21 protein-coding genes are annotated in these 25269 nt (G+C 69.7%); 13 read left to right on the top strand and 8 right to left on the bottom strand.

Features of this window, described 5'->3' with window-relative positions; translation table 11 throughout:
- Nucleotides 1-2: 2 nt before the first annotated feature.
- The 4 genes from BM228_RS02715 to BM228_RS02695 all read right to left on the bottom strand — a co-directional run bounded on the left by BM228_RS02715 (nt 3) and on the right by BM228_RS02695 (nt 5575).
- Complete coding sequence (locus BM228_RS02715) at nt 3-725, bottom strand: formate dehydrogenase subunit gamma (protein ID WP_092036967.1); 723 nt, start codon at nt 723-725, stop codon at nt 3-5.
- A gap of 302 nt (nt 726-1027) precedes the next feature.
- On the bottom strand, nt 1028-1963 hold the full coding sequence (gene fdxH / locus BM228_RS02710) for a formate dehydrogenase subunit beta (RefSeq protein WP_092036965.1): 936 nt from the start codon (nt 1961-1963) through the stop codon (nt 1028-1030).
- A gap of 14 nt (nt 1964-1977) precedes the next feature.
- A complete protein-coding gene (fdnG, locus tag BM228_RS02705; protein ID WP_139234035.1) occupies nt 1978-5058 on the bottom strand; it encodes a formate dehydrogenase-N subunit alpha in 3081 nt (1026 codons plus the stop codon).
- A gap of 178 nt (nt 5059-5236) precedes the next feature.
- A complete protein-coding gene (locus BM228_RS02695; RefSeq protein WP_092036959.1) occupies nt 5237-5575 on the bottom strand; it encodes a hypothetical protein in 339 nt (112 codons plus the stop codon).
- A gap of 146 nt (nt 5576-5721) precedes the next feature.
- On the opposite strand from BM228_RS02695, the gene BM228_RS02690 reads away from it, so the two are divergent.
- The 7 genes from BM228_RS02690 to BM228_RS02660 all read left to right on the top strand — a co-directional run bounded on the left by BM228_RS02690 (nt 5722) and on the right by BM228_RS02660 (nt 11427).
- A complete protein-coding gene (locus tag BM228_RS02690; protein WP_092036957.1) occupies nt 5722-5907 on the top strand; it encodes a hypothetical protein in 186 nt (61 codons plus the stop codon).
- A 334-nt stretch (nt 5908-6241) separates the two neighbouring features.
- The gene (locus BM228_RS02685) at nt 6242-7270 is read left to right on the top strand and encodes a sulfate ABC transporter substrate-binding protein (protein ID WP_092036955.1); all 1029 of its coding nucleotides are present in this window, start codon (nt 6242-6244) and stop codon (nt 7268-7270) included.
- Between the two features lie 11 nt (nt 7271-7281).
- The gene (gene cysT / locus BM228_RS02680) at nt 7282-8136 is read left to right on the top strand and encodes a sulfate ABC transporter permease subunit CysT (protein ID WP_092036953.1); all 855 of its coding nucleotides are present in this window, start codon (nt 7282-7284) and stop codon (nt 8134-8136) included.
- Nucleotides 8129-9016, top strand: coding sequence for a sulfate ABC transporter permease subunit CysW (gene cysW / locus BM228_RS02675; protein WP_092036951.1), 888 nt, complete (start codon nt 8129-8131; stop codon nt 9014-9016). Before cysT ends, cysW begins: the two co-directional genes overlap by 8 nt.
- 16 nt (nt 9017-9032) lie before the next feature.
- On the top strand, nt 9033-10058 hold the full coding sequence (locus tag BM228_RS02670) for a sulfate ABC transporter ATP-binding protein (protein WP_092037341.1): 1026 nt from the start codon (nt 9033-9035) through the stop codon (nt 10056-10058).
- Nucleotides 10059-10097: 39 nt separating this feature from the next.
- Nucleotides 10098-11147, top strand: coding sequence for a cysteine synthase A (locus tag BM228_RS02665; protein ID WP_092036949.1), 1050 nt, complete (start codon nt 10098-10100; stop codon nt 11145-11147).
- A 124-nt stretch (nt 11148-11271) separates the two neighbouring features.
- The gene (locus BM228_RS02660; protein WP_007563230.1) at nt 11272-11427 is read left to right on the top strand and encodes a hypothetical protein; all 156 of its coding nucleotides are present in this window, start codon (nt 11272-11274) and stop codon (nt 11425-11427) included.
- A gap of 78 nt (nt 11428-11505) precedes the next feature.
- Here the strand turns inward: BM228_RS02660 and BM228_RS02655 are convergent, their stop codons facing one another.
- Nucleotides 11506-12885, bottom strand: coding sequence for a S1 family serine peptidase (locus BM228_RS02655; RefSeq protein WP_244536993.1), 1380 nt, complete (start codon nt 12883-12885; stop codon nt 11506-11508).
- A 287-nt stretch (nt 12886-13172) separates the two neighbouring features.
- Here BM228_RS02655 and BM228_RS34465 point away from each other — a divergent pair, with 287 nt between their 5' ends.
- Nucleotides 13173-13349: a hypothetical protein gene (locus BM228_RS34465; protein WP_167367638.1), complete on the top strand. Its 177-nt coding sequence runs from the start codon at nt 13173-13175 to the stop codon at nt 13347-13349.
- Between the two features lie 378 nt (nt 13350-13727).
- Here BM228_RS34465 and BM228_RS02650 read toward each other — a convergent pair whose 3' ends face one another.
- A complete protein-coding gene (locus tag BM228_RS02650; protein WP_092036945.1) occupies nt 13728-14030 on the bottom strand; it encodes an alkylphosphonate utilization protein in 303 nt (100 codons plus the stop codon).
- A gap of 211 nt (nt 14031-14241) precedes the next feature.
- Nucleotides 14242-15528 (bottom strand): crotonyl-CoA carboxylase/reductase, encoded by a 1287-nt coding sequence (ccrA, locus tag BM228_RS02645; protein ID WP_092037339.1) that lies wholly within the window; start codon nt 15526-15528, stop codon nt 14242-14244.
- 393 nt (nt 15529-15921) lie between these two features.
- Between ccrA and BM228_RS02640 the strand changes: the two genes are divergently transcribed.
- From BM228_RS02640 to BM228_RS02620, 5 genes are all read left to right on the top strand, one after another.
- Nucleotides 15922-17031, top strand: a complete 1110-nt coding sequence (locus BM228_RS02640; RefSeq protein ID WP_167367637.1) for a DUF3616 domain-containing protein — start codon at nt 15922-15924, stop codon at nt 17029-17031.
- A 177-nt stretch (nt 17032-17208) separates the two neighbouring features.
- Nucleotides 17209-19251, top strand: a complete 2043-nt coding sequence (locus tag BM228_RS02635) for a protein meaA (RefSeq protein WP_092036942.1) — start codon at nt 17209-17211, stop codon at nt 19249-19251.
- Between the two features lie 99 nt (nt 19252-19350).
- On the top strand, nt 19351-21036 hold the full coding sequence (locus BM228_RS02630; RefSeq protein WP_092036940.1) for a methyl-accepting chemotaxis protein: 1686 nt from the start codon (nt 19351-19353) through the stop codon (nt 21034-21036).
- Nucleotides 21037-21085: 49 nt separating this feature from the next.
- Nucleotides 21086-22123, top strand: a complete 1038-nt coding sequence (locus tag BM228_RS02625; protein WP_092036939.1) for an MraY family glycosyltransferase — start codon at nt 21086-21088, stop codon at nt 22121-22123.
- The gene (locus tag BM228_RS02620) at nt 22120-23040 is read left to right on the top strand and encodes an NAD-dependent epimerase/dehydratase family protein (RefSeq protein WP_092036937.1); all 921 of its coding nucleotides are present in this window, start codon (nt 22120-22122) and stop codon (nt 23038-23040) included. Before BM228_RS02625 ends, BM228_RS02620 begins: the two co-directional genes overlap by 4 nt.
- Before the next feature lie 193 nt (nt 23041-23233).
- Here BM228_RS02620 and BM228_RS02615 read toward each other — a convergent pair whose 3' ends face one another.
- Nucleotides 23234-25237 (bottom strand): SDR family NAD(P)-dependent oxidoreductase, encoded by a 2004-nt coding sequence (locus BM228_RS02615; protein WP_092036936.1) that lies wholly within the window; start codon nt 25235-25237, stop codon nt 23234-23236.
- Between the last annotated feature and the right edge of the window lie 32 nt (nt 25238-25269).

Genomic DNA, 25269 nt, shown 5'->3' with positions numbered 1-25269 from the left:
CCTCAGGATCCGCGCTTGTCGACCGAGCCCCGGCGCGCCTTGGCGCCGGCGATCTGCCGGAACCACTTGCGGTGATGCCGGTAGGCCCAGCCGCCCGTCACCGTGCCGCGGACCATAGCCCGGCTGGTGCCGCGCACCCAGATGCCGGCATAGATGTGGACCACGATGATCGCGATGGCGATCACGGCGGCGAGCGAGTGGGCCAGCAGCGCCCAGCGCTGGGTCTCGATGGTGGTCAGCCCGCCGAAATAGGTGTTCCAGATCACCAAGCCGGTGACGAACATCACCCCGATCAGCGCAGTCTGACCCCAGAACACGCCCTTCTGGCCGGCATTGTACTTGCCGAGTTCCGGCAGGCGGTCCTCCCGGTTGGTGACCACGTCGCCGATCTTCATGGACCACGCGACATCGTCCTTGTTGGGGATGTTGAGCTTCCAGAAGCGCAGGAACAGGAAGAAGAAGCTCACCGCCAGGGCGACGCCGAACCACGGATGGATCGCCCGCGTCGCCTGCCCGCCGCCGAACAGACCGGTCAGCGAGAACAGGTAGGGCGTGAACATCGCCAGCCCCGAGAGGGTCAGCAGGGTGAACAGGATCGCGGTGATCCAGTGGTTCACGCGCTGAACCCCGGTGTAGCGCGGGACGTACAGCACCTCCGGCGTTTCGCCCTTGGCGTGATGCAGGGGGCGGGAATCACCGTCCCGGATATCGCTCTGGATCGTCATCGGCCTTCTCGCGCCTGACGTGGCCGGGTCCGCGGCGCGGGTCGGCCCTGGAATTCAATGTAGGGCGGCATGGCCTCAACGGCTCCACCCTGTCGGTTCGGGATCCACGCGGCTCTCCCTCCCCCCTCTGCGGGGGAGGGTGGGCCGGCCGTCAGGCCGGGTCGGGAGAGGGGAACCCGGGTTCAGAAAAGGAGCGCGACCGGCATGACGGGCAAAGCCCGATCCTGCACCGTCGCTCCCCTCTCCCGCCCCCCTTTCGGGGGCCACCCTCCCCCGCAGAGGGGGGAGGGAGACCGTCGCGTCTAGTGCGGCCGGGCCTCGTCGCCGCCGGTCTCGCGGCGCTTGGCCTCGTCGAACTCGACCGCCTCTTCCTCTTCCTCGGGCACGACCTCGTTCGGGCCGGCCGTCACGTAGTGGAAGAAGCCCGCCACCGCGGCGAAGCCCATCGCGGCGAGCCCGAACACCTTGGCGCCGCCCTTCCAGAAGGCGACCAGCGGCGAGATCTTCGGGTCGTTCGGCAGGCCGGCATAGAGGCTCGGCTGGTCGGCGTGGTGCAGCACGTACATGACGTGCGTGCCGCCGACGCCGGCCGGGTCGTAGAGGCCGGCATGCTGGAAGCCGCGCGACTTTAGATCCTCGACGCGGGTCTCGGCCTGCTCGATCATCGCCTGTTTGGTGCCGAACATGATCGAGCCGGTCGGGCACGCCTTGGCGCAGGCCGGAGCCTGACCCACCGCGACCCGGTCCGAGCACAGGGTGCACTTGTACGCCTTGTGGTCGGTCTGGCTGATGCGCGGGATGTTGAACGGGCATCCCTTCACGCAGTAGCCGCAGCCGATGCAGTTCTCCTCAATGAAGTCGACGATGCCGTTGGAGTACTGCACGATCGCGCCGGGGGACGGGCACGCCTTGAGGCAGCCCGGCTCGGTGCAGTGCATGCAGCCGTCCTTGCGGATCAGCCATTCGAGGTTCTGGGTCTCCGGGTTCTCGTACTCGGTGAACCGCATGAGGGTCCACGACTTCGGGGTGAGGTCGTGGGGGTTGTCGTAGACACCGCGATTGATGCCGATGTCATCGCGCAGGTCGTTCCACTCTTCGCAGGCCGACTGGCAGGCTTTGCAGCCGATGCACTTCGACACGTCGATGAGCTTGGCGACCTCCACCTGGCGGCGGATCTCCGGCGGCGTCTCCGTGGAGGCGGAGCGCTGGCGGATATCGAGGGAGCTGTAATCGGCCATGATCCTAGCTCCCCTCAGGCGACCGCGTCGGACGGCGGCGTGGTCGGCTCGATATTCACGAGCCAGGCCTTGAACTCCGGCGTCTCGGTATTCGCGTCACCCACCACGGGCGTCAGCGAGTTCGGGTGCCATCCTTTCTTCGTCAGGCCCATGAAGCCCCAGTGCTGCGGGATGCCGACGACGTGGACGGGCTTGCCGTCGCAGATCAGCGGCTTGATCCGCTTGGTCACCACCGCCTTGGCCTTCAGGGAGCCGCGCTTCGACCAGACGCGGACCCAGCCGCCCTTGGTGATGCCCTTCTCCTTGGCCAGCTCCTCCGAGATCTCGACGAAGGCCTCCGGCTGGAGAATCGCGTTGATCCGAGCGTGCTTGGTCCAGCCGTGGAAGTGCTCGGTGAGCCGGTAGCTGGTGGCCGCGTAGGGAAAATCCTTCGCATCGCCGAGATCGGCCAGGTCGTCCTTGAAGATGCGGGCCGCCGGGGCGCCCTTGATCTTCGGGAACGGGATGTTGGCCATCGGCGACTCGAACGGCTCGTAGTGCGTCGGGAACGGCCCGTCGCGCATGAGCCCCCGGGTCCACAGGCGGGCGACACCCTCCTGGTTCAGGATGAACGGGCCGACGCCCTTATCGGGGGCGACGGTGACGCCGTAATCCGGCACGTCGAAGCCGATCCACTGCTTGCCGTTCCACTCGATGAGCTTCTTCTTCTCCGACCAGGGCTTGCCCTCCGGGTCGCAGGACGCCCGGTTGTAGAGCACGCGCCGGTTGGCCGGCCACGCGAAGGCCCAGTTCGGGGCGATGCCGCGGTCGCCGGGATCAGTGTTGTCCCGACGGGCCATGGTGTTGCCCTTCTCGGTGTAGCAGCCCGAGTAGATCCAGCACGCGCACGCCGTGGTGCCATCGTCCTTGAGCTGGGCGAAGCCGTCGACCTGCTTGCCAGCCGGGATGATCGTCCCGTTGAGGTCCGGCGTCGGCGCCACCGTATAGCCGTTGAGCTCGCGGGCGAGCTCGGTGGGCGTCGGCGACTCGGCGATGGCGTAGTCCCATTTCAGGTTGACGATCGGGTCCGGGAACGCGCCGCCATCCTTCTTGTAGGCCGCCTTCACGCGGAGGAAGATCTCCGACATGATCTCGATGTCCGAGCGGCACTCGCCCGGCGCTTCCTGCGCCTGCCAATGCCACTGCAGCCAGCGGCTGGAGTTCGACAGCGAGCCTTCCTCCTCCACGAACAGGGTGGTCGGCAGCTCGAACACCTCGGTCTGGATCTTGGTCGGATCGACGTCGTTGTACTCGCCGTGGTTCTCCCAGAACCGGGCGGTCTCCGTCTTGAGCGGATCCATCACCACGATGAACTTCATCTTGGAGAAGGCTTCCGTCATCTTGCCGCGGTTCGGAAACGACAGCAGGGGGTTGAAGCCCTGGATGATGTAGCCCGACATCTTGCCCTGCTTCGCGAGCTCGAACCCACGGAGAACGTCGTAGGTCGGCACGTCGAGCTTAGGCAGGTAATCGTAGGCCCAGTCGTTCTCCTTCGTCGCCTTGTCGCCCCACATCATCTTCTGGAACGAGACGAAGAACTTGTTGTAGTTCTGCCAGTAACTGGTCTGGCCCGGACGCAGGGGCTTGAACTGCCGCTTGGCGATGTAGCTCGCGTAGTCCGGCTCCTTCTCCACGGGCAGGTTGAGATAGCCCGGGATCAGGTTGGACATCAGCCCGAGATCGGTCAGCCCCTGGATGTTGGAGTGACCGCGCAGGGCCTGCATGCCGCCGCCGAGCATGCCGATATTGCCCAGGAGCGTCTGGACGATGCACATCGAGCGGATGTTCTGCGAGCCCTTGGAGTGGTGCGTCCAGCCGAGGGCGTAGAGGGAGGCCATCGTCCGCTCAGGGGAGGACGTGGTCGCCATCAACTCGCAGACCTTCAGGAAGGTCTCCTTCGGCGAGCCGCAGATCCGCTCCACCATCTCCGGCGTGTAGATGGCGATGTGCTTCTTCAGGAGCTGCATGACGCAGCGCGGATGCTGCATCGTCTCGTCGACGACGGCGTAGCCATCGGGACCGATCTCGTAGTCCCAGGTGGTCTTGTCGTAGTCGCGCTTCTCCGCGTCGTAGCCGGCGAACAGGCCCTCGCTGAAATCGTAGCCCTCACGAACCACGTAGCCCGCGTTGGAATAGGCCGCGACGTAGCGGTGCTGCAGCTTGTCGTTGTCGATCAGGTACTTCGCGACACCCGACAGGAACGCGATGTCGGTCCCCTGCCGGATCGGGCAGTACAGATCGGCCACCGACGCCGTGCGGGTGAAGCGCGGGTCGACGACGATGAGCTTCGCGTTGTTATGGGCCTTCGCCTCGACGACCCACTTGAATCCGCACGGATGCGCTTCGGCGGCATTGCCGCCCATCACGGTAATCACGTCCGCGTGCTTGATGTCCATCCAGAGGTTGGTCATCGCACCGCGTCCGAAGGAGGGCGCCAAACTGGCGACCGACGGACCGTGTCAAACTCTGGCCTGATTATCGAAGACCAGGGCCCCCATGCTTCGGACTGTCTTGTAGGTCAGCCAGGCCGTCTCGTTGGTGGTGGCCGAAGCGCCGAGAAAGCCCGTCGTGGTCCAGCGGTTGACCGTGAGCTCTTCGTTCTTGGCCTTGAAGTTCTTGTCCCGATCCTCCTTGAGGAGGGTCGCGATCCGGTCCAGCGCGAAGTCCCAGGAGACGCGCTTGAACTCGGAGGTGCCGGGGGCGCGGTAGAGCGGGTACTTCGTGCGGGTCTCGGCATGCACGAAGTCGAGCAGCGCCGAGCCCTTCGGGCAGAGCGTGCCGCGGTTGACCGGGTGATCGGGATCGCCCTCGATATGCATCACCGAGGAGCGCGCGTTCTTCGAACGGTCGCCCAGGCTGTACAGGATGACGCCGCACGCCACCGAGCAGTAGGGGCACGTGTTGCGCGTCTCGCGCATCTGCGCGAGCTTGAAGGGCCGCACCGCGGCGGCCATGGCCGGCTGAAGTCCGCCGAAGCCGAGTGCGCCGAGCGAGCCGCCCGCGAGGCCGGCGCCGGCCCCTTTGAGCAGGCCACGCCTAGAGACCTGGACGTTCATCTCCGCTCCTAAAGCGATCTGGTATAATTCCAGGGTGTCCCAAAAAAGCGTGCACGAGGCAAGTGCGATTGGGTGACACAGAGCGCAGGTCTGTCCTGAATTGGCCGGCACGTTCACATGCCGGCTATCATCCTGCGAAACCAGATCTTTTTATTCAGCGGGCCTATCGCGAGGCGAACTACTTGGTGGGCGCGGCCGGGTTGCTGCCGGAGGGGCTCGCCGTGCGGTGCTCCAGGGGGGCCTGCGGCTCCGTGGCCGAGGATCCGCCCGTATCGGCCTTGGGGACCGGCCGGTCGGCATTCTCGCCGATCGACTTGCCGCCGGGGTTCGGCGCGTCCTTGGCGGCCGACTGCTCCCGGGGCACCGGCGCCTGGCTCCACCCATCCTGGGCGCTGCGGGACTTGTCGCCCATGGCGTCGATCCCCTTGATCTCGCCGGGCTTCGTCTGGGCCAGGCAGGGGCTGGCCGCCGTCACCGCGAGGAACGCCATCAGGGTCATGGGAATCGAGCGGGACAAGGGGCGGGTCCGATCTGCGTGAGAGGTCATGCCCGGCAACGTGCCCCCGGGTCGGCCAGTTCCGGGCGCCCGGCCCCTCCGGCGTGACGGCTTCTTAACCAAGACTTGCCACTCTGAAGGCGGGGACGTGCGGAGGAGTCGGGATCATGACCAAGACGCATCCGGAGCGTCCGTCCGAGGCCGAGGCCGCCTCGCCCGCAGCCTCGCTCAGCCCGAGCGTGCGGCGCCATCTCGGCCAGAACCTGCGCGCGGCCTATGCCGACACCCTGGCGGCCCCGATCAACCAGCGGCTCGAAGCGCTGGTGAAGCAGCTCGCCAAGCCGAAACCATAGGCCCAACGCGATCCGACTCGCAGCCGTGCCCCGCCGCGGGGCCGCGGAGAACGATATGTGCGCCACCGCACACCAGTTCGTTCTTTCTAAGAAACCCGAGAACGCGTTGACATTCTTCTCCTGACGCTCGGCGCGAGAGAAGATCCATGCCTTCTTCCGAAACTTGCCTTCGAGCACCTTTGCGTTGCCGCAGGTTTCGCTGATCCTGCGTTCCGCGAAGGCTGGCGCGAACTCGCTCCTGAGACTTGACTTCGTTCGATAAAACGAACGATCCAGGCTCTTCAGGGTGCGCTCCTCTGCGGCGCAACCCTCGGCGGCTGGGAGAGCGGGCGTGATGAAGAACGGTGCGGTCAGGAAGCGGGCGTTCGGACTGTCGATGCTGGTCGGCGCGAGCCTGTTGACCTGCCTTGTGCCGGCCCGGGCCGAGACCGCGCTGCTCAATGTCTCCTACGACCCGACCCGGGAACTCTACCGCGACATCAACACGGTCTTCGCCGAGGAGTGGAAGGCCAAGACCGGCGAGGCGATCACGGTGCGCGCCTCGCATGGGGGCTCGGGCGCGCAGGCCCGCACGGTGATCGACGGCGTCGACGCCGACGTGGTCACGCTGGGCATCCCGTCGGACATCGACGCCATCGCCAAGCTGACCCACAAGATCCCGGACGACTGGCGCACCAAACTTCCCAACGAGGCGACACCCTACACCTCGACGGTGGTGTTCCTCGTGCGCAAGGGCAACCCGAAGGGCGTCAAGGACTGGGCCGACCTGACCAAGCCCGACGTCAAGGTGATCACCCCCAACCCCAAGACCTCGGCCGGCGGCCGCTGGAACTTCCTGGCGGCCTGGGGCTACGCCTACGGCCAGGACAAGGACGCCGCCAAGGCCGACGCCTTCGTGGGCCAGATCTACAAGAACGTGCCGGTTCTCGACACCGGCGCCCGCGGCTCGACCGTGACCTTCGCGCAGCGCGGATTGGGTGACGTGCTCCCGACCTGGGAGAACGAGGCCTACTTGGTCCTGCAGGAATTCGGCGCGGAAAAATTCGACATCGTGTCGCCGCCGACCTCGATCTACGCCGAGCCGCCGGTGGCTCTCGTGGCCGCCAACACCGAGCGCAAGGGGACCACCAAGGCCGCCCAGGCCTATCTCGACTTCCTCTACAGCGACCGCGCGCAGGCGATCTTCGCCAAGCACCATTACCGCCCGATCCGCCGTGAGGCGGCGGCGCCGGCCGACCTCGCCCAGCTCCCCGAGATCAAGCTGTTCAAGATCGAAGAGTATCAGGGCTCCTGGGATGAGATCCAGAAGCGGAACTTCGACGCCGGCGGCCTGTTCGACCGGTTGAGCCGGGCCGGCCGCTGAGGCGTGGAATCATGGCCAAGACGCCGCGTCGAACTTGGACCTTCCGCCGCCCGAGCGTGATTCCGGGCTTCGGGCTGAGCTTCGGCTACACCCTGACCTGCCTCGGGCTGATCGTGCTGCTGCCGCTCGCCGGGCTCGTCGCCAAGGCGTCCGGCCTCGGGATTTCCGGGATCTGGGAGGTCGCCACCGATCCGCGGGTGTCCAGCGCCCTGCGGATCAGCTTCGGCGTCTCGGCCGTCGCGGCGCTCGTGGCGTCGTCCTTCGGCTTCCTGGTGGCCTGGGTGCTGACCCGCTACGACTTTCCGGGCCGCAAGCTGGTCGATGCCGCGGTCGACCTGCCCTTCGCCCTGCCCACCGCCGTGGCCGGCATCGCGTTGGCCTCGCTCTACGCGCCGGACGGGTTCTTGGGCGCGCCGCTCGCCCGGCTCGGCATCCAGGCGGCCTACACGCCGGTGGGGATCTTCATCGCCATGGTGTTCATCGGTCTGCCCTTCGCGGTGCGGACCGTGCAGCCGCTGATCGCCGAGATCGACAAGGAGATTGAGGAGGCGTCGGCCACCCTCGGGGCCAGCCGGTTCGCCACCCTGACCAAGGTGGTGCTGCCGCCGCTGATCCCGGCGGTGCTCACCGGCTTCGCCATGGCCTTCGCCCGGGGGGTCGGCGAGTACGGCTCGATCATCTTCATCGCCGGCAACCTGCCCTACGTCTCGGAGATCGCGCCGCTCCTGATCGTGATCAAGCTGTCCGAGTTCGACTACGGCGGCGCGGCGGCGATCGCCACGATCATGCTGGGCATCTCGTTCCTGACGCTGCTTGCCATCAACCTGATCCAGGCCTGGAGCCGGAGGCGCTTCGGCTATGTCTGAGTCCGAGATCTTCTCCCCGACCTTCGCGCCCACGACGCGCGGGGAGCCGGTCGCCTCGGAGGGCACCGGCACCCGCATCGTCCTGATCGGAATCGCCATCGCCTTCCTAGCGCTGTTCCTGGTCCTGCCGCTGATCGCGGTGTTCACCCAGGCCTTCTCGAAGGGGATCGAGGCCTTCCTGGCGGCGTTCCGGGAGCCCGATGCCTGGAGCGCGATCCGCCTGACCCTGACGGTGGCGGCGATCGCGGTGCCGTTCAACGTGGTGTTCGGCTTGGCGGCCTCCTGGGCGATCGCCAAGTTCGAGTTCTCCGGCAAGGCGCTGCTGATCACCCTAATCGACCTGCCGTTCTCGGTCTCCCCGGTGGTCTCGGGGCTGATCTACGTGCTGCTGTTCGGCTCGCAGGGGCTGTTCGGCACCTGGCTCATGGATCACGGGATCCAGATCCTGTTCGCCCTGCCGGGGATCGTGCTGGCCACGGTGTTCGTGACCTTCCCGTTCGTCGCCCGGGAGCTGATCCCGCTCATGCAGGAGCAGGGCTCCTCGGAGGAGGAGGCGGCGCTGACGCTCGGCGCCTCGGGCCTGCACGCCTTCCGCACGGTGACGCTGCCCAACATCCGCTGGGGCCTGCTCTACAGCGTGCTCCTCTGCAATGCCCGGGCGATGGGCGAGTTCGGGGCGGTGTCGGTGGTGTCCGGCCACATCCGTGGCCTGACCAACACCATCCCGCTCCACGTGGAGATCCTCTACAATGAGTACAACTTCGTCGCCTCATTCGCCGTCGCTACGCTCCTCGCTGTCCTTGCCCTCATCACCCTCGTCCTCAAATCCATCCTTGAGTGGCGCTTCGCGGGCGAGCTCGCACACGGCCGGGCTCACTGAGCGCTCCTCAACGGCGATCCGGGTCGAGGGCATCTCAAAAACCTTCGACACGGCCGCGGTGCTGCACGACCTGTCGATCGACGTGCGGGCGGGGGAGCTGCTCGGGCTGCTCGGTCCCTCGGGCTCGGGCAAGACGACGCTGCTGCGGATCATCGCCGGGCTCGACGCGCCGGACCGGGGGCGGATCCTGTTCGGCGACGACGACGCCACGGGCCTCGCCGTGCAGGAGCGGGCGGTGGGCTTCGTGTTCCAGCACTACGCCCTGTTCAAGCACATGAGCGTGGCCGACAACATCGCCTACGGGCTGAACGCGCGGCGCCGGGCCGAGCGCCCGGCTAGGCCTGAGATCAAGCGTCGGGTCGGCGACCTGCTCGACCTGATCCGGCTCTCTGGCTTCGGCGACCGCTACCCGTCGCAGCTCTCCGGCGGCCAGCGCCAGCGGGTGGCGCTCGCGCGCGCGCTCGCCGTCGAGCCCCGCGTCCTGCTCCTGGACGAGCCCTTCGGCGCCCTGGACGCCCAAGTGCGAAAGGACCTGCGCCGCTGGCTGCGCGAGATCCACGACCGCACCGGCCAGACCACGATCTTCGTGACCCACGACCAGGACGAGGCTCTGGAGCTCTCGGACCGCGTTGCGGTGCTGGATCGCGGCCGCCTGGAGCAGGTCGGCACCCCGGACGAGGTCCAGGAACACCCGGCCTCGGCCACGGTGATGAAGTTCTTAGGGGATCACGTCGAGGTGGAAGCGCTCGCCGAGGGCGGCCGGGTGCTGGTGCGCGGCCGGGAGACGCCTGTGGCGGCACCGTCCGGGACCATCGGCCCGGTCAAGCTCTACGTCCGGCCCTGGCAATTGCAGCTCGCCGAGCCCGAGGCGGCGCATCTCTCCGGCACGGTGCGCAGCTCCTATCGCAGCCAGGGCCGCCAGCGCATCGAGGTCGCCGACGACCAGGGCCGCGTGCTCGCGGTGGAGGATTTCGACGGCATCCGCTACCCGGCCGGCCACCCGGTCGGGCTGCGGATCAATGGGGGGCATGTGTTCGGGTGAACCTCGTCAGAAGCCGCACATCCGCCTAGGCTCCCACTCATGACGACCCCGAATCGCACCGCCCATCCCGATGTCCTCGCCGCAATCGGCCAGACGCCGCTGATCCGGCTGCGCCGCGCCTCCGAGGCGACCGGCTGCGAGATCTTTGGGAAGGCCGAGTTCCTCAATCCCGGCCTGTCGGTGAAGGACCGGGCGGCGCTCGCCATCGTGCATGATGCCGAGGCGAAAGGCCTGATCCGGCCGGGCGGCACCATCGTGGAGGGCACGGCCGGCAATACCGGCATCGGCCTCGCCCTGGTGGCTTCCGTGCGCGGCTACCGGACGCTGATCGTCATCCCGGTCACCCAGTCCGAGGAGAAGAAGCAGACCCTGCGGCTCGCCGGCGCGCGCCTCGTCGAGGTGCCGGCGGTGCCGTTCGCCAACCCGAACAACTACGTCCACGTCGCCCGGCGGCTGGCCGAAAAACTCGCGGCGACCGAGCCGGCGGGCGCGTTCTTCGCCGACCAGTTCGACAACGTCGCCAATCGGCAGTCCCATGTCGACGGCACCGGGCCGGAGATCTGGGCGCAGACCGGCGGCCGGGTCGACGGCTTCGTCTGCGCGGCTGGGACGGGGGGGACGCTGGCCGGCACCGCGGCGGCGTTACGGGCCCGGAACCCGGGGGTGCGCATCGCGCTCTCCGACCCGGAGGGTTCCGCCCTCTACGCCCACTACACCACCGGCACCCTGAAGGCGGAGGGGTCCTCGATCACCGAGGGAATCGGCCAGGGCCGGATTACGAAAAACCTCGACGGCTTCACCCCGGACCACGCCTTCCGGATCCCCGACCGCGAGGCGCTGGACATCGTCTTCGGTCTGATGCGGGAGGAGGGCCTGTCGCTGGGCGGCTCGTCAGGCATCAACGTCGCCGGGGCGATCCGGCTCGCCCGTGAACTCGGTCCCGGCCACACGGTGGTGACGATCCTGTGCGACGGCGCGGCGCGCTACGCCTCAAAGCTGTTCAACCCAGCCTTCCTGACCGAGCGCAACCTGCCGGTGCCGGGCTGGCTCGAGGCGCCGCAGGATGTGTTGCCAGATTGGCACGCCTGAGACCTACGGCCTCATCCGGCCAATATCCTCACAAAAGCGTGGGATCCCGTTGAACGGAACGGATTGTCGCAGCGTTTGAACGGTCACGCTCGCAATCAGCGCGACCGTCCGGAGAGCCTGTTCCATGTCACTTGTTACCATTCTCCTCATCATCCTGATCATCCTGGCCTTCGGCGGCGGCGGCTTCCTGGGCGGCGGCGCCTATCGCGGCCCTGGCTTCGGCCTCGGCGGCATCCTGCTGATCGTGCTGATCGTCCTGCTGGTGACCGGCCGGCTCTAAGCGCGGCTCGGCCGCAGGCCCCGCCGGACCAGCATCGGTCCGGCGGGATCGTCCACCACGAACCGCATGGGCTGGACCCTACCGGCAGGCGATCCCGACGAGCGCGGGCGCCAAAGCACCGGGTCCGCCCTCCGGCCGCGGCTTCGCCTCCGCGACGCCCTGGCCGGCCAGGAAGGCTGCGACCGCCCGGGCCGGCACCAGCGCCAGGCGCGCGGGCGGTACGATTCCGGCGACCCGGCGCGGCGCCATCGGATAGCGGGCCACGAGCCCGACGAGGCGGCCTAACCGGTCGAGCACCGGCGCGCCGGCCGCGCCTGGTTGGAGCGGCGCGATTACGCCGTCCGGCACCGGATTGGCCGGCGCCGCCAGCACTCCGTCCGGCCCCGGAGCCAGGGCGATCAGACCTTCATCGGCCGCGAGCGGATCCACCCGCACAGCCAACTGGGCCGGGGCGGGCATGCCCGCTGATTCCAGAAGCGCGAGCCCGGACGGATCGGTCGCCAGCACCCGGGCGGGGGCCTGGCCGATGCGGAGCGCGGCGCAGCCCTCCAGCACCGCCGAGGCGGTGAGCACGCGCCCCGGCGCGATCACGAGCCCGGTCCCCGAACCGGCCGGGATCGGCACAGGCGGCGCGGCGGCGGCCACCGGTGGAACGTCCGCGGCGGGTTTTGCGACCGCCGCCGGGAACGGCTCGAAGGCGTTGGCCATCGCGATCACCAGCCGCCCGACCTCCGCGGCCAGGGCGCGGTCGTAGCCGATCAGAAATCCGCGCACGCCCTCCGGCCCGGCATCGTAGCGGATGTAGGACAGGCCAGGCCCGGTCTCAGCGGTGACCACGAGCGAGTCGGGCCGCCGCAGCTTGTACGTCACCTTGCGGTTGAGACGCGCCGCCGTGGCCTCATCGAACAGGTGGTCCAGGGTCTCAACGCCGGGCGGGAAGGCCCGGGTCTCCAGGGTCACGCGCCCGTCTGCGCTCTGCCAGCGGGTGCCGGATTGCAGGGTGGTGCGCTTGGCCAGCAGCCGCTCGGGCACGCCGATCACGGCGCCGGTGGCGGGATCGGTCGTGATGCGGAAGCGCGCCGCCGTCTTGGCCGCCGCGCCAGCCGCCAGCAGCGCCGCCCGGCCCCGCGGATCGAGGGGATCGGCCCCGCCGGCCCATGTCCGGTAGGCCGTCAGCGCGTCGAAAGTCCGGCGCCCGAACGCCCCCGAGACCACGGCGTTGAAATCGCCGGTCCAGACCAGCGCATCCTGGATCGCCTTGCGTTCCGCCTCGGGCAGCACCTCGAAGGCGGCCTTGGTCGCCTCGAAGGCGGGATCGGGCGCGGCTGGCTTGGCGGGGGAGGCAGCTTTCGGGGCCGGCTGGGCTGCCGGACGGTCCTGGGCGAGGCCCGGCGCCGTCAGGCCGCCCAGCAAAAGAACCGCCAGGAGTGGGACCGTCCGCCGGCCTCGCGACACCATCGCCCGACCCGGTTGGTGTCCTGCCTCACGCGTATCCATCGCCGCCCCCGACGCTCGACACGGCAACCTTGGCAGAGCCCTCGGCGACGCGCCAGATCAGACGCCTTGAGCCTGCATCCCGCTCGGAAATCTGCCGAAACACCGGCCGCGATCCCGTGCACGCGGCCACGCGATGCGCTAGAGGGCGGAGGTCCGGCCTCGCGGGCCGGCCCGGAATCCGAATCGGGACTCGACTCGGACCTCCTGCCGGCCGCGCGCCGCCGCCATGGTCCGACGCGGAGCCCGGCATGAGCGAGACCAACAACACCTTCAAGAAGGCGCCCAAGCGCAAGCCCGCCAAGGGCAAGAGCGTCAGCGTCTCCCCCGAGATGCGACAGGCCTATGCCGACCTGATCCGGGAGCGCGCCGAGAAGCAGGAAGCCTACGGGCGGCACCTGCCGCAGGAGGAGGCCAAGCGCCGGTAAGAGACCGGGTTTCCAAAGGGCTCAGCCCTTTGGCTGGGTGTCGGGGCGGAGCCCCGATGGAATCGCGCTTCGCTCGACCCAGGGCTCTGCCCTGGACCCGCAAAAGGTCTCGGACCCAGCCCTTTCAAGGTGTTTCCGGAAGTGCCGGAACGACCAGACGCGCTCTCCTCCCCCTTGTGGGGAGGAGTTGGAGGTGGGGGTGGTGCAGAAGGCACCGTGACGTTCGATCCTGCACCACCCCCACCCCTGACCCCTCCCCACAAGGGAGAGGGGAAATATGCTTCTCTTTCAATACGTTACAAACATGGAACAGGGTCTCTGCATCCAGCTCAAACACCTTGAAAGGGCTGGTCTCGGACCTTTTGAAACCCTGACAATCTAGCGCTTGCGCACGAATTCGGTGCGCAGGACGAGGCCCTTGATGGTGTCGTGGCGGCAATCGATCTCTTCGGGATCGTCCGTGAGCCGGATCGACCGGATGACCGTGCCCTGCTTCAGGGTCTGGTTCGCGCCCTTGACCTTCAGGTCCTTGATCAGCGTGACCGAGTCGCCGTCGGCCAGGACGTTGCCGGCCGAATCGCGCACCTCCGCTGGCCCGGGCGCCGCCGCAGCCGCCTGACCGGGCGGGAGCCACTCGCCCGTCGCCTCGTCGTACACATAAGCTTCTTCGTCGCCGGCCAAGTCCAGAACCCCCGATGCCGGGGCCGGGCCGCGCCCGACACCCCGCTCGCCCGCACGCCTCACGCCGAATCGGTCATCGACCCGGCTCGGGTGCTGGAACGAGCGCGGCCGTTCTCGCTCCCAGCCGGGCCGGGGGCAAGGGGTGCGGCGACGAACGGGATGTGAGCCGGCGGCGCGGCCCCCGCCCGAGAGCGGGGACCGGGGGTCAGCCTCAGCGCTTCAGCGGGCCGGCCTCGATCACGTCCTCGACCGTGCGCAGGCCGGCGCGGGGGGAGTTGACCAGGCAGGCCATGTTGCCCGGCGGGTGCTGGTTCTTCCACATCTTGGTGTGGGCCTGGGGGATCTTGTCCCAGGGGAAGACCTCGCTCATGCACGGGTCGACCCGGCGGTCCATCACGAACTGGTTGGCCGCCGAGGCCTGCTTGAGGTGGGCGAAGTGCGAGCCCTGGATCCGCTTCTGCCGCATCCAGACGTAGCGGGCGTCGAAGGTGATGTTGAAGCCGGTGGTGCCGGCGCAGAACACCACCATGCCGCCGCGCTTCACCACCAGCGCCGAGACCGGGAAGGTCGCTTCGCCCGGGTGCTCGAAGACGATGTCGACATCCTGCTTGCCGGTGATGTCCCAGATCGCCTTCCCGAACTTCCGGGCTTCCTTCGTCCAGGCATGGAACTCGGGCGAGTTCACCGTGGGAAGCTGCCCCCAGCAGTTGAAGTCCTTGCGGTTGATGACGCCCTTGGCGCCGAGGCTCATCACGTAGTCGCGCTTCGAATCGTCCGAGATCACAGCGATCGCGTTGGCGCCCGAGGCCGCGCAGAGCTGCACGCCGAACACGCCGAGGCCCCCGGACGCGCCCCAGATCAGCACGTTCTGGCCGGGACGAACCGTGTGCGGCGCGTGGCCGAACAGCATGCGGTAGGCGGTGGCCAGCGTCAGCGTGTAGCAGGCGGCCTCCTCCCAGGTGAGGTGCTTGGGCCGGTGCATGAGCTGGCGCGACTGCACCCGGCAGAACTGCGCGAAGGAGCCGTCCCCCGTCTCGTAGCCCCAGATCCGCTGGGTCGGCGAGAACATCGGGTCGCCGCCGTTGCACTCCTCGTCGTCGCCGTCGTCCTGGTTGCAGTGGACGATGACCTCGTCGCCGACCTTCCAGCGCTTCACCTTGGCGCCGACCTTCCAGACGATGCCCGAGGCATCCGAGCCGGCGATGTGGTATTCGCCCTTGTGGACGTCGAAGGGCGAGATCGGCTCGCCGAGGCCCGCCCAGACGCCGTTGTAGTTCACGCCCGCGGCCATGACGTAGACCAGCACCTCGTCGTCGCCGATCTCCCAGACCGGTAGCACCTCGAGCTGGTGGGACTGCTCCGGGGGCCCGTGGCGCTCGCGCCGGATCGCCCAGGCGTACATCTTGGCCGGCACGTGACCCAGCGGCGGGATCTCGCCCATCTCGTAGAGGTCCTTGACCTCGCCGGCCGCCGGACTGACCGCAGCGCTCGCCGCCATCTCGCTCTCCTCTCGTCCCGCGTGGTTCTTGAAGGCCGCGGTTCTCATCGCGCTATAGCGGCGATATCCGAAGCGTCCAAGTGGGCCGAAAGTCGAAACCCAAGGGTTTAAGATGTGAAAAAGGCGCCGGCTCAAGGCCGGCGCCTGCGTATTCAAATTCGCCTTTCCGGCAGACCAAGTATTATTCGGTGGCGGCCTGCCGGGTGTCGATGCCGAGACCTTTCAGGATGCGGCGTCGAACGTTCCGGTCGACGTTATACCACGAGACGGCGGGGTCCGGCTGGGCGCGATGATGATAGGGGCTTTCATCGACCGGCGTCTCTTCGGGTGCGCCGCAAGCCGCTCTGGCGTATCGCGGTCGCATCGATAGTCCGCGCGGGGATGCGCTGCGCCATGCTCAACCTCACGGCCACCGTCGGGCGTCCGGCCACGACCGCTCTGCTCCGGGTCGCGCTCGCCTGCGGGCTCGCGGCGGCCCTGCCCGTGACGGTCTCGGCACAGGACCCGTCCAAGCCCTGGACGGTCAGCGGCAAATTCCTCGGCGAGCCCGACACAAAACATCCCGCCGAGGCCGGGCGGAGCGACAAGGCCAAGGACGTGAGCGGGATCGCCTGCGCCACCGAGACCGGCTTTCCGCGGATCTGCCTCGTGGCCGACGACGAGTCCCAGGGCGCGCAGGTGGCGGTCCTGCGGGACGGCAGCCTCGTCGCCGGACGCTTCATCCGGCTGATCGACGCCACCCACGAGGGCAAGCCGCTTGAGCTCGACGCCGAGGGCGTGGCCTACGCGGACGGGGCGTTCTACGTCACCGGCTCGCATGGTCGCCCACGGCACAAGGACGGCAAGGAGGCCAAAGGCGCGGCGCGTGCCGAGGCGACCCGGCACCTGTTCCGGATCCGCCTCGATCCCAAGACCGTGGACCCGGAGACCGGCCAGCTCAGCGCCGAGCCCGAGATCATCGGAACGGCGGCGCTGGCGCGGATCATCGCCGACATTCCAGCGCTGGCCCCCTTCCACGACAGGGCCCTGGAGGAGGGCGGCGTCACCGTCGAGGGCGTCGCGGTGCGCGGCGGCCGGCTCCATGCCGGCCTGCGCGGTCCCGTGCTCGCGGATGGCAGCGCGGCGATCGTGTCGGCCCCCCTCGCCGGCCTGTTCGACGGCAAGCCGGGCGCCGGGAGCCTCGCCACGGTGGCGCTCGGCCCCGATAGTCACGGACAGAAGCGGGGGGTGCGCGACCTCGTGGCGGTGCCGGACGGCTTCCTGATCCTGGCGGGGCCGATGCTCGACCCGGAGGGCGGCGCGGTCGCGGCCGGTGACTACACGGTGTTCGCGTGGGACGGCACGGGAGCGCCGCGCAAGCGCCTGGATCTGCCCAGCTACCCGAAGAAGGAGAAGCCGGAGGCGCTGCTGCCCCTCGACGAGAGTGCGGATGGGCAGCGGCTGCTGGTATTCTTCGACGGCCCGAAGGAGGGTGCCCCGCGCGCGCTCGTGCTGCCGCGCTGATCGGCGGGTCCCTTCAAATCCGGCTGCCGGCCCGCACAAGTTTTTTAAAGTCTCTCTGGGCCCTCCCGGGCCGTCTTGCACTTCTGTCGCGGATGACGCGCCCGACGGCCTTCGCTACGGTGCGGCCAAGACTGCGCCCCGCGCGCGGATAGTGAACAAGACCACAGGGAGGCCACGATGGGCGCGAGCGTCGCGGAGACCACGGGCGACAAGACGCCCCGCGATAAACCCTGGATCATCCGCACCTATGCGGGCCATTCCAACGCCGCGGAATCGAACGCGCTCTACCGGGGCAACCTCGCCAAGGGCCAGACCGGCCTATCGGTGGCCTTCGACCTGCCGACCCAGACCGGCTACGACCCCGACCACGAGTTGGCGCGCGGCGAGGTCGGCAAGGTCGGCGTCTCGATCGCGCATCTCGGCGACATGCGGACCCTGTTCCAGGACATCCCGCTCGCCCAGATGAACACCTCGATGACCATCAACGCCACGGCCCCGTGGCTGCTGGCGCTCTATCTGGCGGTGGCCGAGGAGCAGGGCGCGCCCTTCGACGCCCTCCAGGGCACCACCCAGAACGACATCATCAAGGAATACCTGTCGCGCGGGACCTACGTGTTCCCGCCCGCGCCCTCGCTCCGGCTGACCAAGGACGTGATCCTGTTCACGACCCAGAACGTGCCGAAGTGGAACCCGATGAATGTCTGCTCCTACCACCTGCAAGAGGCGGGGGCGACGCCGGTCCAGGAGCTGTCCTACGCGCTGGCCATCGCCATCGCGGTGCTCGACACCGTGCGCGACGACCCCGAATTCGACGAGAAAAGCTTCTCCGACGTGTTCGGGCGGATCTCGTTCTTCGTGAATGCCGGGCTGCGCTTCGTCACCGAAATCTGCAAGATGCGGGCGTTTGCCGAGCTCTGGGACGAGATCGCCCAGGAGCGCTACGGCATCGACGACCCGAAGAAGCGGATTTTTCGCTACGGCGTGCAGGTCAACAGCCTCGGCCTGACGGAGCAGCAGCCGGAAAACAACGTCCACCGCATCCTGATCGAGATGCTGGCCGTGACGCTCTCCAAGCGCGCCCGCGCCCGGGCGGTGCAGCTGCCGGCCTGGAACGAGGCGCTGGGCCTGCCGCGGCCCTGGGACCAGCAATGGTCCATGCGGATGCAGCAGATCCTGGCCTTCGAGACCGATCTTTTGGAATATGACGATATCTTCGACGGCTCGAAGGTCATCGAGGCCAAGGTCGAGGCTCTGAAGGCCGAGACCCGGGCGGAGCTGGAGCGGATCGGCGGCATCGGCGGCGCGGTCGCCGCGGTGGAGACCGGCGCCCTCAAGCGCGCCCTGGTCGAGTCCAACGCCAAGCGGATCTCGGCGATTGAGGCCGGCGAGCAGATCGTCGTCGGCGTCAACAAGTGGCAGCAGGGCGAGCCTTCGCCGCTCACCGCCGGGGAGGGCGCGATCTTCTCCGTGTCCGAGACCGTGGAGATGGAGGCGCAGGGGCGCATCCGCGACTGGCGCAGCAAGCGCGACGACCGGGCTGTCGGCCAAGCGCTCGACGCCCTGGAGCAGGCCGCACGCTCGGGCGCCAACATCATGCCGGTCTCGATCGCGGCCGCGAAGGCCGGCGTCACCACCGGCGAATGGGGCGAGCGCCTGCGCGCGGTGTTCGGCGAGTACCGGGCGCCCACCGGCGTCACGGTCGAGACCGTCTCGTCCGGGGCGGCCGAGGAGGCCAAGCTCCTGATCGCCGATCTCGGCGAGCGGCTCGGCGAGACGCCGCGGCTCGTGGTCGGCAAGCCCGGCCTCGACGGCCACTCGAACGGCGCCGAGCAGATCGCGCTGCGCGCCCGGGATGTCGGCTTCGACGTCACCTACGACGGCATCCGCCAAACCCCGGCGGAGATCGTCGCCAAGGCCAAGGAGACCGGCGCCCACGTGGTCGGGCTGTCAATCCTGTCGGGCAGCCACGTGCCGCTGGTGCGCGAGGTCCGTGCCCAGATGCGCGAGGCCGGGCTCGACCACATCCCGGTGGTGGTCGGCGGCATCATCTCCCCCGAGGACGAACTCGTCCTGAAGAACATGGGCGTGCGCGCGGTCTACACGCCCAAGGACTACGCCATCGACGCGATCATGATCGGCCTGGCCAAGGTGGTGGAGAAGAGCCTGGACCGGCAGGGCAGCCAGCCGGAGCCGGCGCGGGAGGGCGCGCAGGTTTATTGAGGCGGCGCAGAATCGCCCATGCAGGCCTGCACGGGCCAAGCTTGACAGTCCAGGGATAGGACGATCCCCTGGCCCGGTATCGGACCGGGGCGAAGCGACATTCGCACGGGTATCTCCATCGCGGCCAAGCTCGGCGGATGCCTGGCCGCTCTGGTCCTGCTGATCGTCGCCACCTGCGGCCTCTCCCTGGCCGAGCTGCGCGGCATCGACTCAACCGCCGGGCAGCTGCGCGACGTGCGCGTGCCCGCCACCGACGCGCTGGGGTGGATCGGCATCAACATCATGCGTCAGCGGGTCAATGCCGCACGCCTGATCACCGCCGACACGCCCGAGCAGCGGACGCTGGTCGAGGGGCAGATCGCCAAGCGCGACGCGCTGCTCGCCGCCCAGATCGCCCGCTACGAGGCGCTGCCGTTGTCTCAAGGAGAGCGCGATGCCTATGACGCGTTCAAGCGGCACCGAGCGACCTATGCCGAGCAGCAGCGGGAGGCCGTGGCCAAGGCCGGCGCGGGCGACATCGCCGGCGGCCAGCTGATCTACAACACGGCGATGTCGGACAGCATCGCCGCCATCATGGCCGATTGGGAGAAGCTCGTCGGCCTGAACGCCGCCGCCTCGCAGGCGAGCGGCGCGCTGATCGCTGAGACCTATGCCGGTGCCAACCGGAACATGCTGGCCCTCGGCGGCCTCGCCCTCCTGGTCGCACTGGCCGCCTTCGGGCTGGTCATGCGCGGCGTCAGCAAACCGCTCCGGGTGATCGCCGGGGCGACGCAACGCCTCGCCGCGGGGGATGCCGAGGTCGCCATCCCGGGGCGGGACCGCCGGGACGAGGTCGGCACCCTGGCCGGCGCGCTCGTGGTATTCCGCGAGACCCTGATCCGGACGCGCGCCCTGGAGGCGGAGACCGCGCAGGCCCGCGCCGACGCCGAAACCCAGCGCCGGGCGGCGACCCATGCCATGGCCGACGCGTTCGAGCAGGCGGTCGGCAGCGTCGTCGGCGGCGTCTCCACGGCCGCGACCGAGCTGGAAGCCACCGCCCGCGCCCTGACCGGCAGCGCCGCGGCCTCGACCGACCAGTCCGGCACCGTTTCAGTGGCAGCCCATGCGGCGGCGGCCAACGTCACCACCGTCGCGGCCGCCGCGGAGCAGCTGGGCTCGGCGGTCCAGGAGATCGGCCGGCAGGTGACCGGCTCGGCGGACCTGGCACGGATTGCCGTGGCCGAGGCTCTGGACACGGTGGCCCTGGTCCAGGATCTGAGCGCCGCTGCCGCCAAGGTCGGCGATGTCGTCGCGCTGATCTCCGGCATCGCCGGCCAGACCAACCTCCTGGCGCTCAACGCCACGATCGAGGCGGCCCGGGCCGGAGAGGCCGGCCGCGGCTTCGCCGTGGTGGCGTCCGAGGTGAAGGAGCTCGCAGCCCAGACCGCCCGGGCGACGGAGGACATCACCGGCCAGATCGGCCGGATCCAGGCCTCGACCGGGCAGGCCGTAGCGGCGATCGACGGGATCGGGCGGCGCATCCGCGAGATCGACGGGGTCGCGACCTCGATCGCGGCGGCGGTCGAAGAGCAGGGCGCGGCCACCCAGGAGATCGTCCGCAACGTCGCCGAGGCGGCGGCCGGCACCGGCGCGGTCACCGGCACCATCGCGAGCCTCGCCCAGGCCGCCGGCGAGACCGGCGCCGCCGCCACCCAGGTGCTCGAAGCCGCCTCCGAGATGTCGCGCCAATCCGAGCACCTGACCGCCGAGGTCGGGCGCTTCCTCGCCACGGTGCGGGCGGCGTAGGGGCGTGCGCGCCTTCCCGATCGGGCCGCGGATCGCGTAGGACGGCGCGATGCCGTCCGCCCTCGCAACGATCCTCGTCCTCGCCGTCCTGCTCGCCGCCGCCCTGTCGGCCGGGTTGATCCTGCGGTTGCGCCCGGCCCTGCAGCGCTACGCCCTGGCGCGACCGAACGCCCGGTCGAGCCACACGGTGCCGACGCCCCAGGGCGGCGGGATCGCCGTGGTGACGGCGCTGGTGACGATCTCGGGGCTCCTGATCGCGGCGCCGGAGATCGGCGGCCGGCCGGACTGGGTCCGGCTCGCGAGCGGCACGCTGGTGCTGGCCATCCTCGGTGCCGTGGACGACCTGCGGCCGTTGCCGGCCGGGCTGCGGCTCGCCGTGCAGGCCGGGGTGGTCGGGATGCTGGTCTGGCAGCTCGACGGGCAGCTGCTGCCCGGAGCGTCCCTGTGGCTGGAGCGCGGCTTGGCGCTGCTGGCGGGGATCTGGTTCGTCAACCTCACGAACTTCATGGACGGGCTCGACTGGCTGACGGTGGCCGAGATCGTCCCGGTCTCCGGGGCGCTGCTGCTGCTCGGGCTCGCCGGATACCTGGCGCCGCTGCCCGCCCTGGTGGCGGCCTGCCTGCTTGGGGCGATGCTCGGCTTCGCGCCGTTCAACCGGCCGGTGGCGAAACTCTTCCTCGGAGATGTCGGCTCGCTGCCGATCGGGCTCGTCACCGCCTGGCTGCTCTGCCAGCTCGCCTTGGCGGGGGGGCTCGCCGCCGCCCTGCTGCTGCCGCTCGTCTACATCGCCGATGCCAGCCTGACGCTGGCCGCCCGGGCCGCCCGGGGCGAGCGGGTCTGGGAGGCCCATCGCGGCCATTACTACCAGCGCGCCACCGATCACGGCCTCACGGTCCCGGGGGTCGTGGCGCGGGTGTTCGCGGTCAACCTCGTGCTGGCCGGGCTCGCCGCCGCGACCTTGCTTTGGCCGTCCTGGCCGGTCACGCTCGGGACGCTCGCGGCCGGGCTCGCCCTGGTCGCCGCCCTGCTCCGCCGCTTCGCCCGCGCCCCCGCGCCGGCCCATGCCGAAGGTGCCGCCAGCCCGTGACCGGATTGATCGCGCTCACCGGGGCCACCGGGTTCATCGGCCGCCACCTGCTCGCCGACCTCACCGCCCGCGGCTACAAGGTCCGGGTGCTGCTGCGCCGGCCGGCCTCCCTGCCGGAAGGCGCTGCGAGCGCGGTGGTGGGCGACCTGACCCGCCCGATCAACATGGCGGCGGCGCTCAGCGGCGTCGACGCCGTGGTGCACTCGGCGGGCCTCGCCCATGCGATGTCGGGGGCGCCCGAGGACGATTACCGCACCCTCAACACCGAGGCGACACGCAAGCTCGCGGAGGCTGCGGCCCGGGCAAAGGTGCGCCGGTTCGTGTTCCTGTCCTCGATCCGCGCGCAGGTCAGCGCCAGCGCGCCGAGTGTGGTCGGGGAGGGCGACGAGCCCCGGCCCACCGACGCCTACGGCCGCTCCAAGCTGGAGGCCGAGCGGGCGCTGGCCGAGACCGGTCTCGACTGGGTCGCGCTCCGCCCGGTCCTGGTCTACGGCGCGGGCGTGAAGGGCAACATGGCCGCGCTCCTGCGCCTCGCCCGCAGCCCCTATCCGCTGCCGCTGGGCGGGCTGGCGGCGCGGCGCTCGCTGATCTCCCTGGAGAGCCTGTCGGGGGCCGTGGACGCGGTCCTGCGAGCACCGGATCCGATCCGGTCCGCCCTGATCGCCGCCGATCCGGACCCGCTCAGCCTGGCCGAGATGCTCACGGCGCTGCGCGCCGGCCTCGGCCGCAAGCCCGGGCTGATCCCGGTGCCGGCCGGCCTCCTCGGCCTGGCCTGCCGGCTGACCGGCCGCGAGGCGCTGTTCGCCCGGGTGGCCGAGGGCCTAGAAGCTCGCGCCAACGGCCTCGCGGCGCTCGGATGGCGCCCGGCCGCGCCGACGCGCGACGGGCTGGCGCGGCTGGCACGGGACGAAGCGTAAGTTCAGGGCGATGATCGGTCTTTCCCATCCCCCCTCATCCTGAGGCGCCCGCGTCAGCGGGCCTCGAAGGAGCCCTCCAGGAATCGCGCGGCCGGCTGGAGGGCTCCTTCGAGGCCTCCGCTTCTTTCCGTCGCCTCAGGATGAGGGGATTGGGTGGGACGAAACACGAGGTCGACCCGGGGAGCCGAACGCATCACCCGATCACGGCAGACGCCGCACCAACCGGTGGCTCAGCCTCGACCGTCGCCCCGGCAGAGGAGGCCGGTTCCCGCCCGGCCGGCCGTTGCGCATGGCGCTCGCGGAAATGCGGCACCGCCGCCTCGAACACCGCTTCCGCGGCCGCCCGGTCGCCCGCCGCGACGGCCGCCCGCAGCTCGGCCACCCAGGCGTCGAGACGGGCGCGGTCGGCGAAGACCGGGCGGGCGGCCATCACCCCGTCGATGCCTGGCAGGGTGACCCGGGGCTCCTCCCGGGCGAACAGGATCTCGTTGAGTCGCTCGCCGGGCCGGGCGCCGGTATAGGCGATCTCGATCTCGGACCCCGGCTCGAACCCGGCCAGCCGGATCATCCGCTCGGCGAGTTCGGCGATCCGCACCGGCTGGCCCATCTTGAGCACGTAGACCGCGGCGCGCTCCGCCTCCGGGGTGGCGCGGCCCTCGCCATCGGCGTGGGAGGCCGCGGTCAGCACGAGGTCGCAGGCCTCGCGCACGGTCATGAAGTAGCGCACCATGTCGGGATGGGTGACCGTGACCGGGCCGCCCCGGGCGATCTGCGCCTTGAACACCGGCACCACCGAGCCGACCGAGCCGAGCACGTTGCCGAAGCGCACCGCGATCAGCCGGATCGGATGGTCCGGCCTGGCGGATTGCTCGGCGTCCAGCGCCTGCGCGACCATCTCGGCGAAGCGCTTGGTGACGCCGAGCTGCGAGACCGGCTCGATCGCCTTGTCGGTGGAAACCATCACGAGGGCCCGGGCGCCCGCCGCCACCGCGGCCTCGGCGACGTTGATCGAGCCGAACACGTTGGTCTTGATGCCCTCCTGCCAGTCGCGCTCCAGGTAGGGCACCTGCTTGAGCGCGGCGGCGTGGACCACGCAATCGGGCCGGAACGCCGCAATGACCTGGTGGGTCCGCTCCCGGTCGCGGATATCGGCGAGCACGCCGGTGACCGCGGCCTCCGCGGACAGGATCGCCGGGTGGCTGAGGATGCCGTGCAGGGCCGGCTCCGAGGATTCGAGCACCAGCACCGCAGCGGCCCCGAAGGCCACGGCCCGCAGGCAGATCTCCGAGCCGATCGAGCCGCCGCCCCCCGTCACCACCACCCGGCGGCCGGTCAGGAACGCTTCCAGGCGCGGCCGGTCGATCGCCACGGTGGGGCGCAGGAGCAGGTCCTCGATCTCGAGGGGCGCCAGCTCGGGGCCTTGCGCGCCCTCGCCGAGCCCGACCACCCGGGCCAGCGGCAGGCCCAGCCGACGGGCGCGGGCAATGAGGTCGTCGGGGGCGGCCTCCGGCACCAGGGCGCTGGGGGCGGCCACCAGCCGCCGCACCGGCTCGCCGCCTGCGGCCAGCTCCGCCACCACCCGTTCGAGATCCCGGAAGCCGCCGAGCACGGGCACGCCGCGCATGAACTGCCCGGTCTCGTCCGCCCGGGGCGACAGGATCCCGCGGGGCGCGAGCTTCCGGACGGAGCCGGTCTCGATGGCGCGGATCAGAACGTCGAGATCGCCGCCGCGCCCGAGCAGCAGCGTCGGCACGGTGGCCGCCCGGGCGCTCGATTGCCGGGAGCGGGTGTCCTTCAGGTACCGGAACGCGAGGCGTGCGCCCCCGAGCAGAAAGATCTGCAGGACCCAGTACAGAAAAATCGCGATCTTGCCGAAGAAGTAGAAGCCGTAGAGGTCGGCCGAGACCAGGACCCAGTCGGTCACCAGCAGGGCGAGCGCCAGGACGCTCGACGCCCGGACGATCCCGGCGAGATCCTGCAGCGAGGCGAAGCGCCACTTGGTCCGGTACAGCCGGAATCGGCCGTAGACAAGGCCGGCGAAGAGCAGGAACGGCGGCAGCAGCAGCGGCAGGGCGTGCAGGCGCTCGTCCAGCATGCCGCCCTGGAAGCGGAACAGGAAGGTGAGCACCACGGCGGCGGCGGTCGCCGCGAGGTCGTGGGCCACCATCACCGCGATCTTGTAGAAGCGCTGCTGCATCGGGGGCCGGATGGGGTGCCGCGCGGTATCCG

The organism is Methylobacterium pseudosasicola (assembly GCF_900114535.1).
In the GTDB taxonomy this organism is placed as follows: Bacteria; Pseudomonadota; Alphaproteobacteria; order Rhizobiales; family Beijerinckiaceae; genus Methylobacterium; species Methylobacterium pseudosasicola.
The sequence above is the reverse complement of the archived record's forward strand: the minus strand, read 5'-3'. Positions and strand labels throughout refer to the sequence as shown.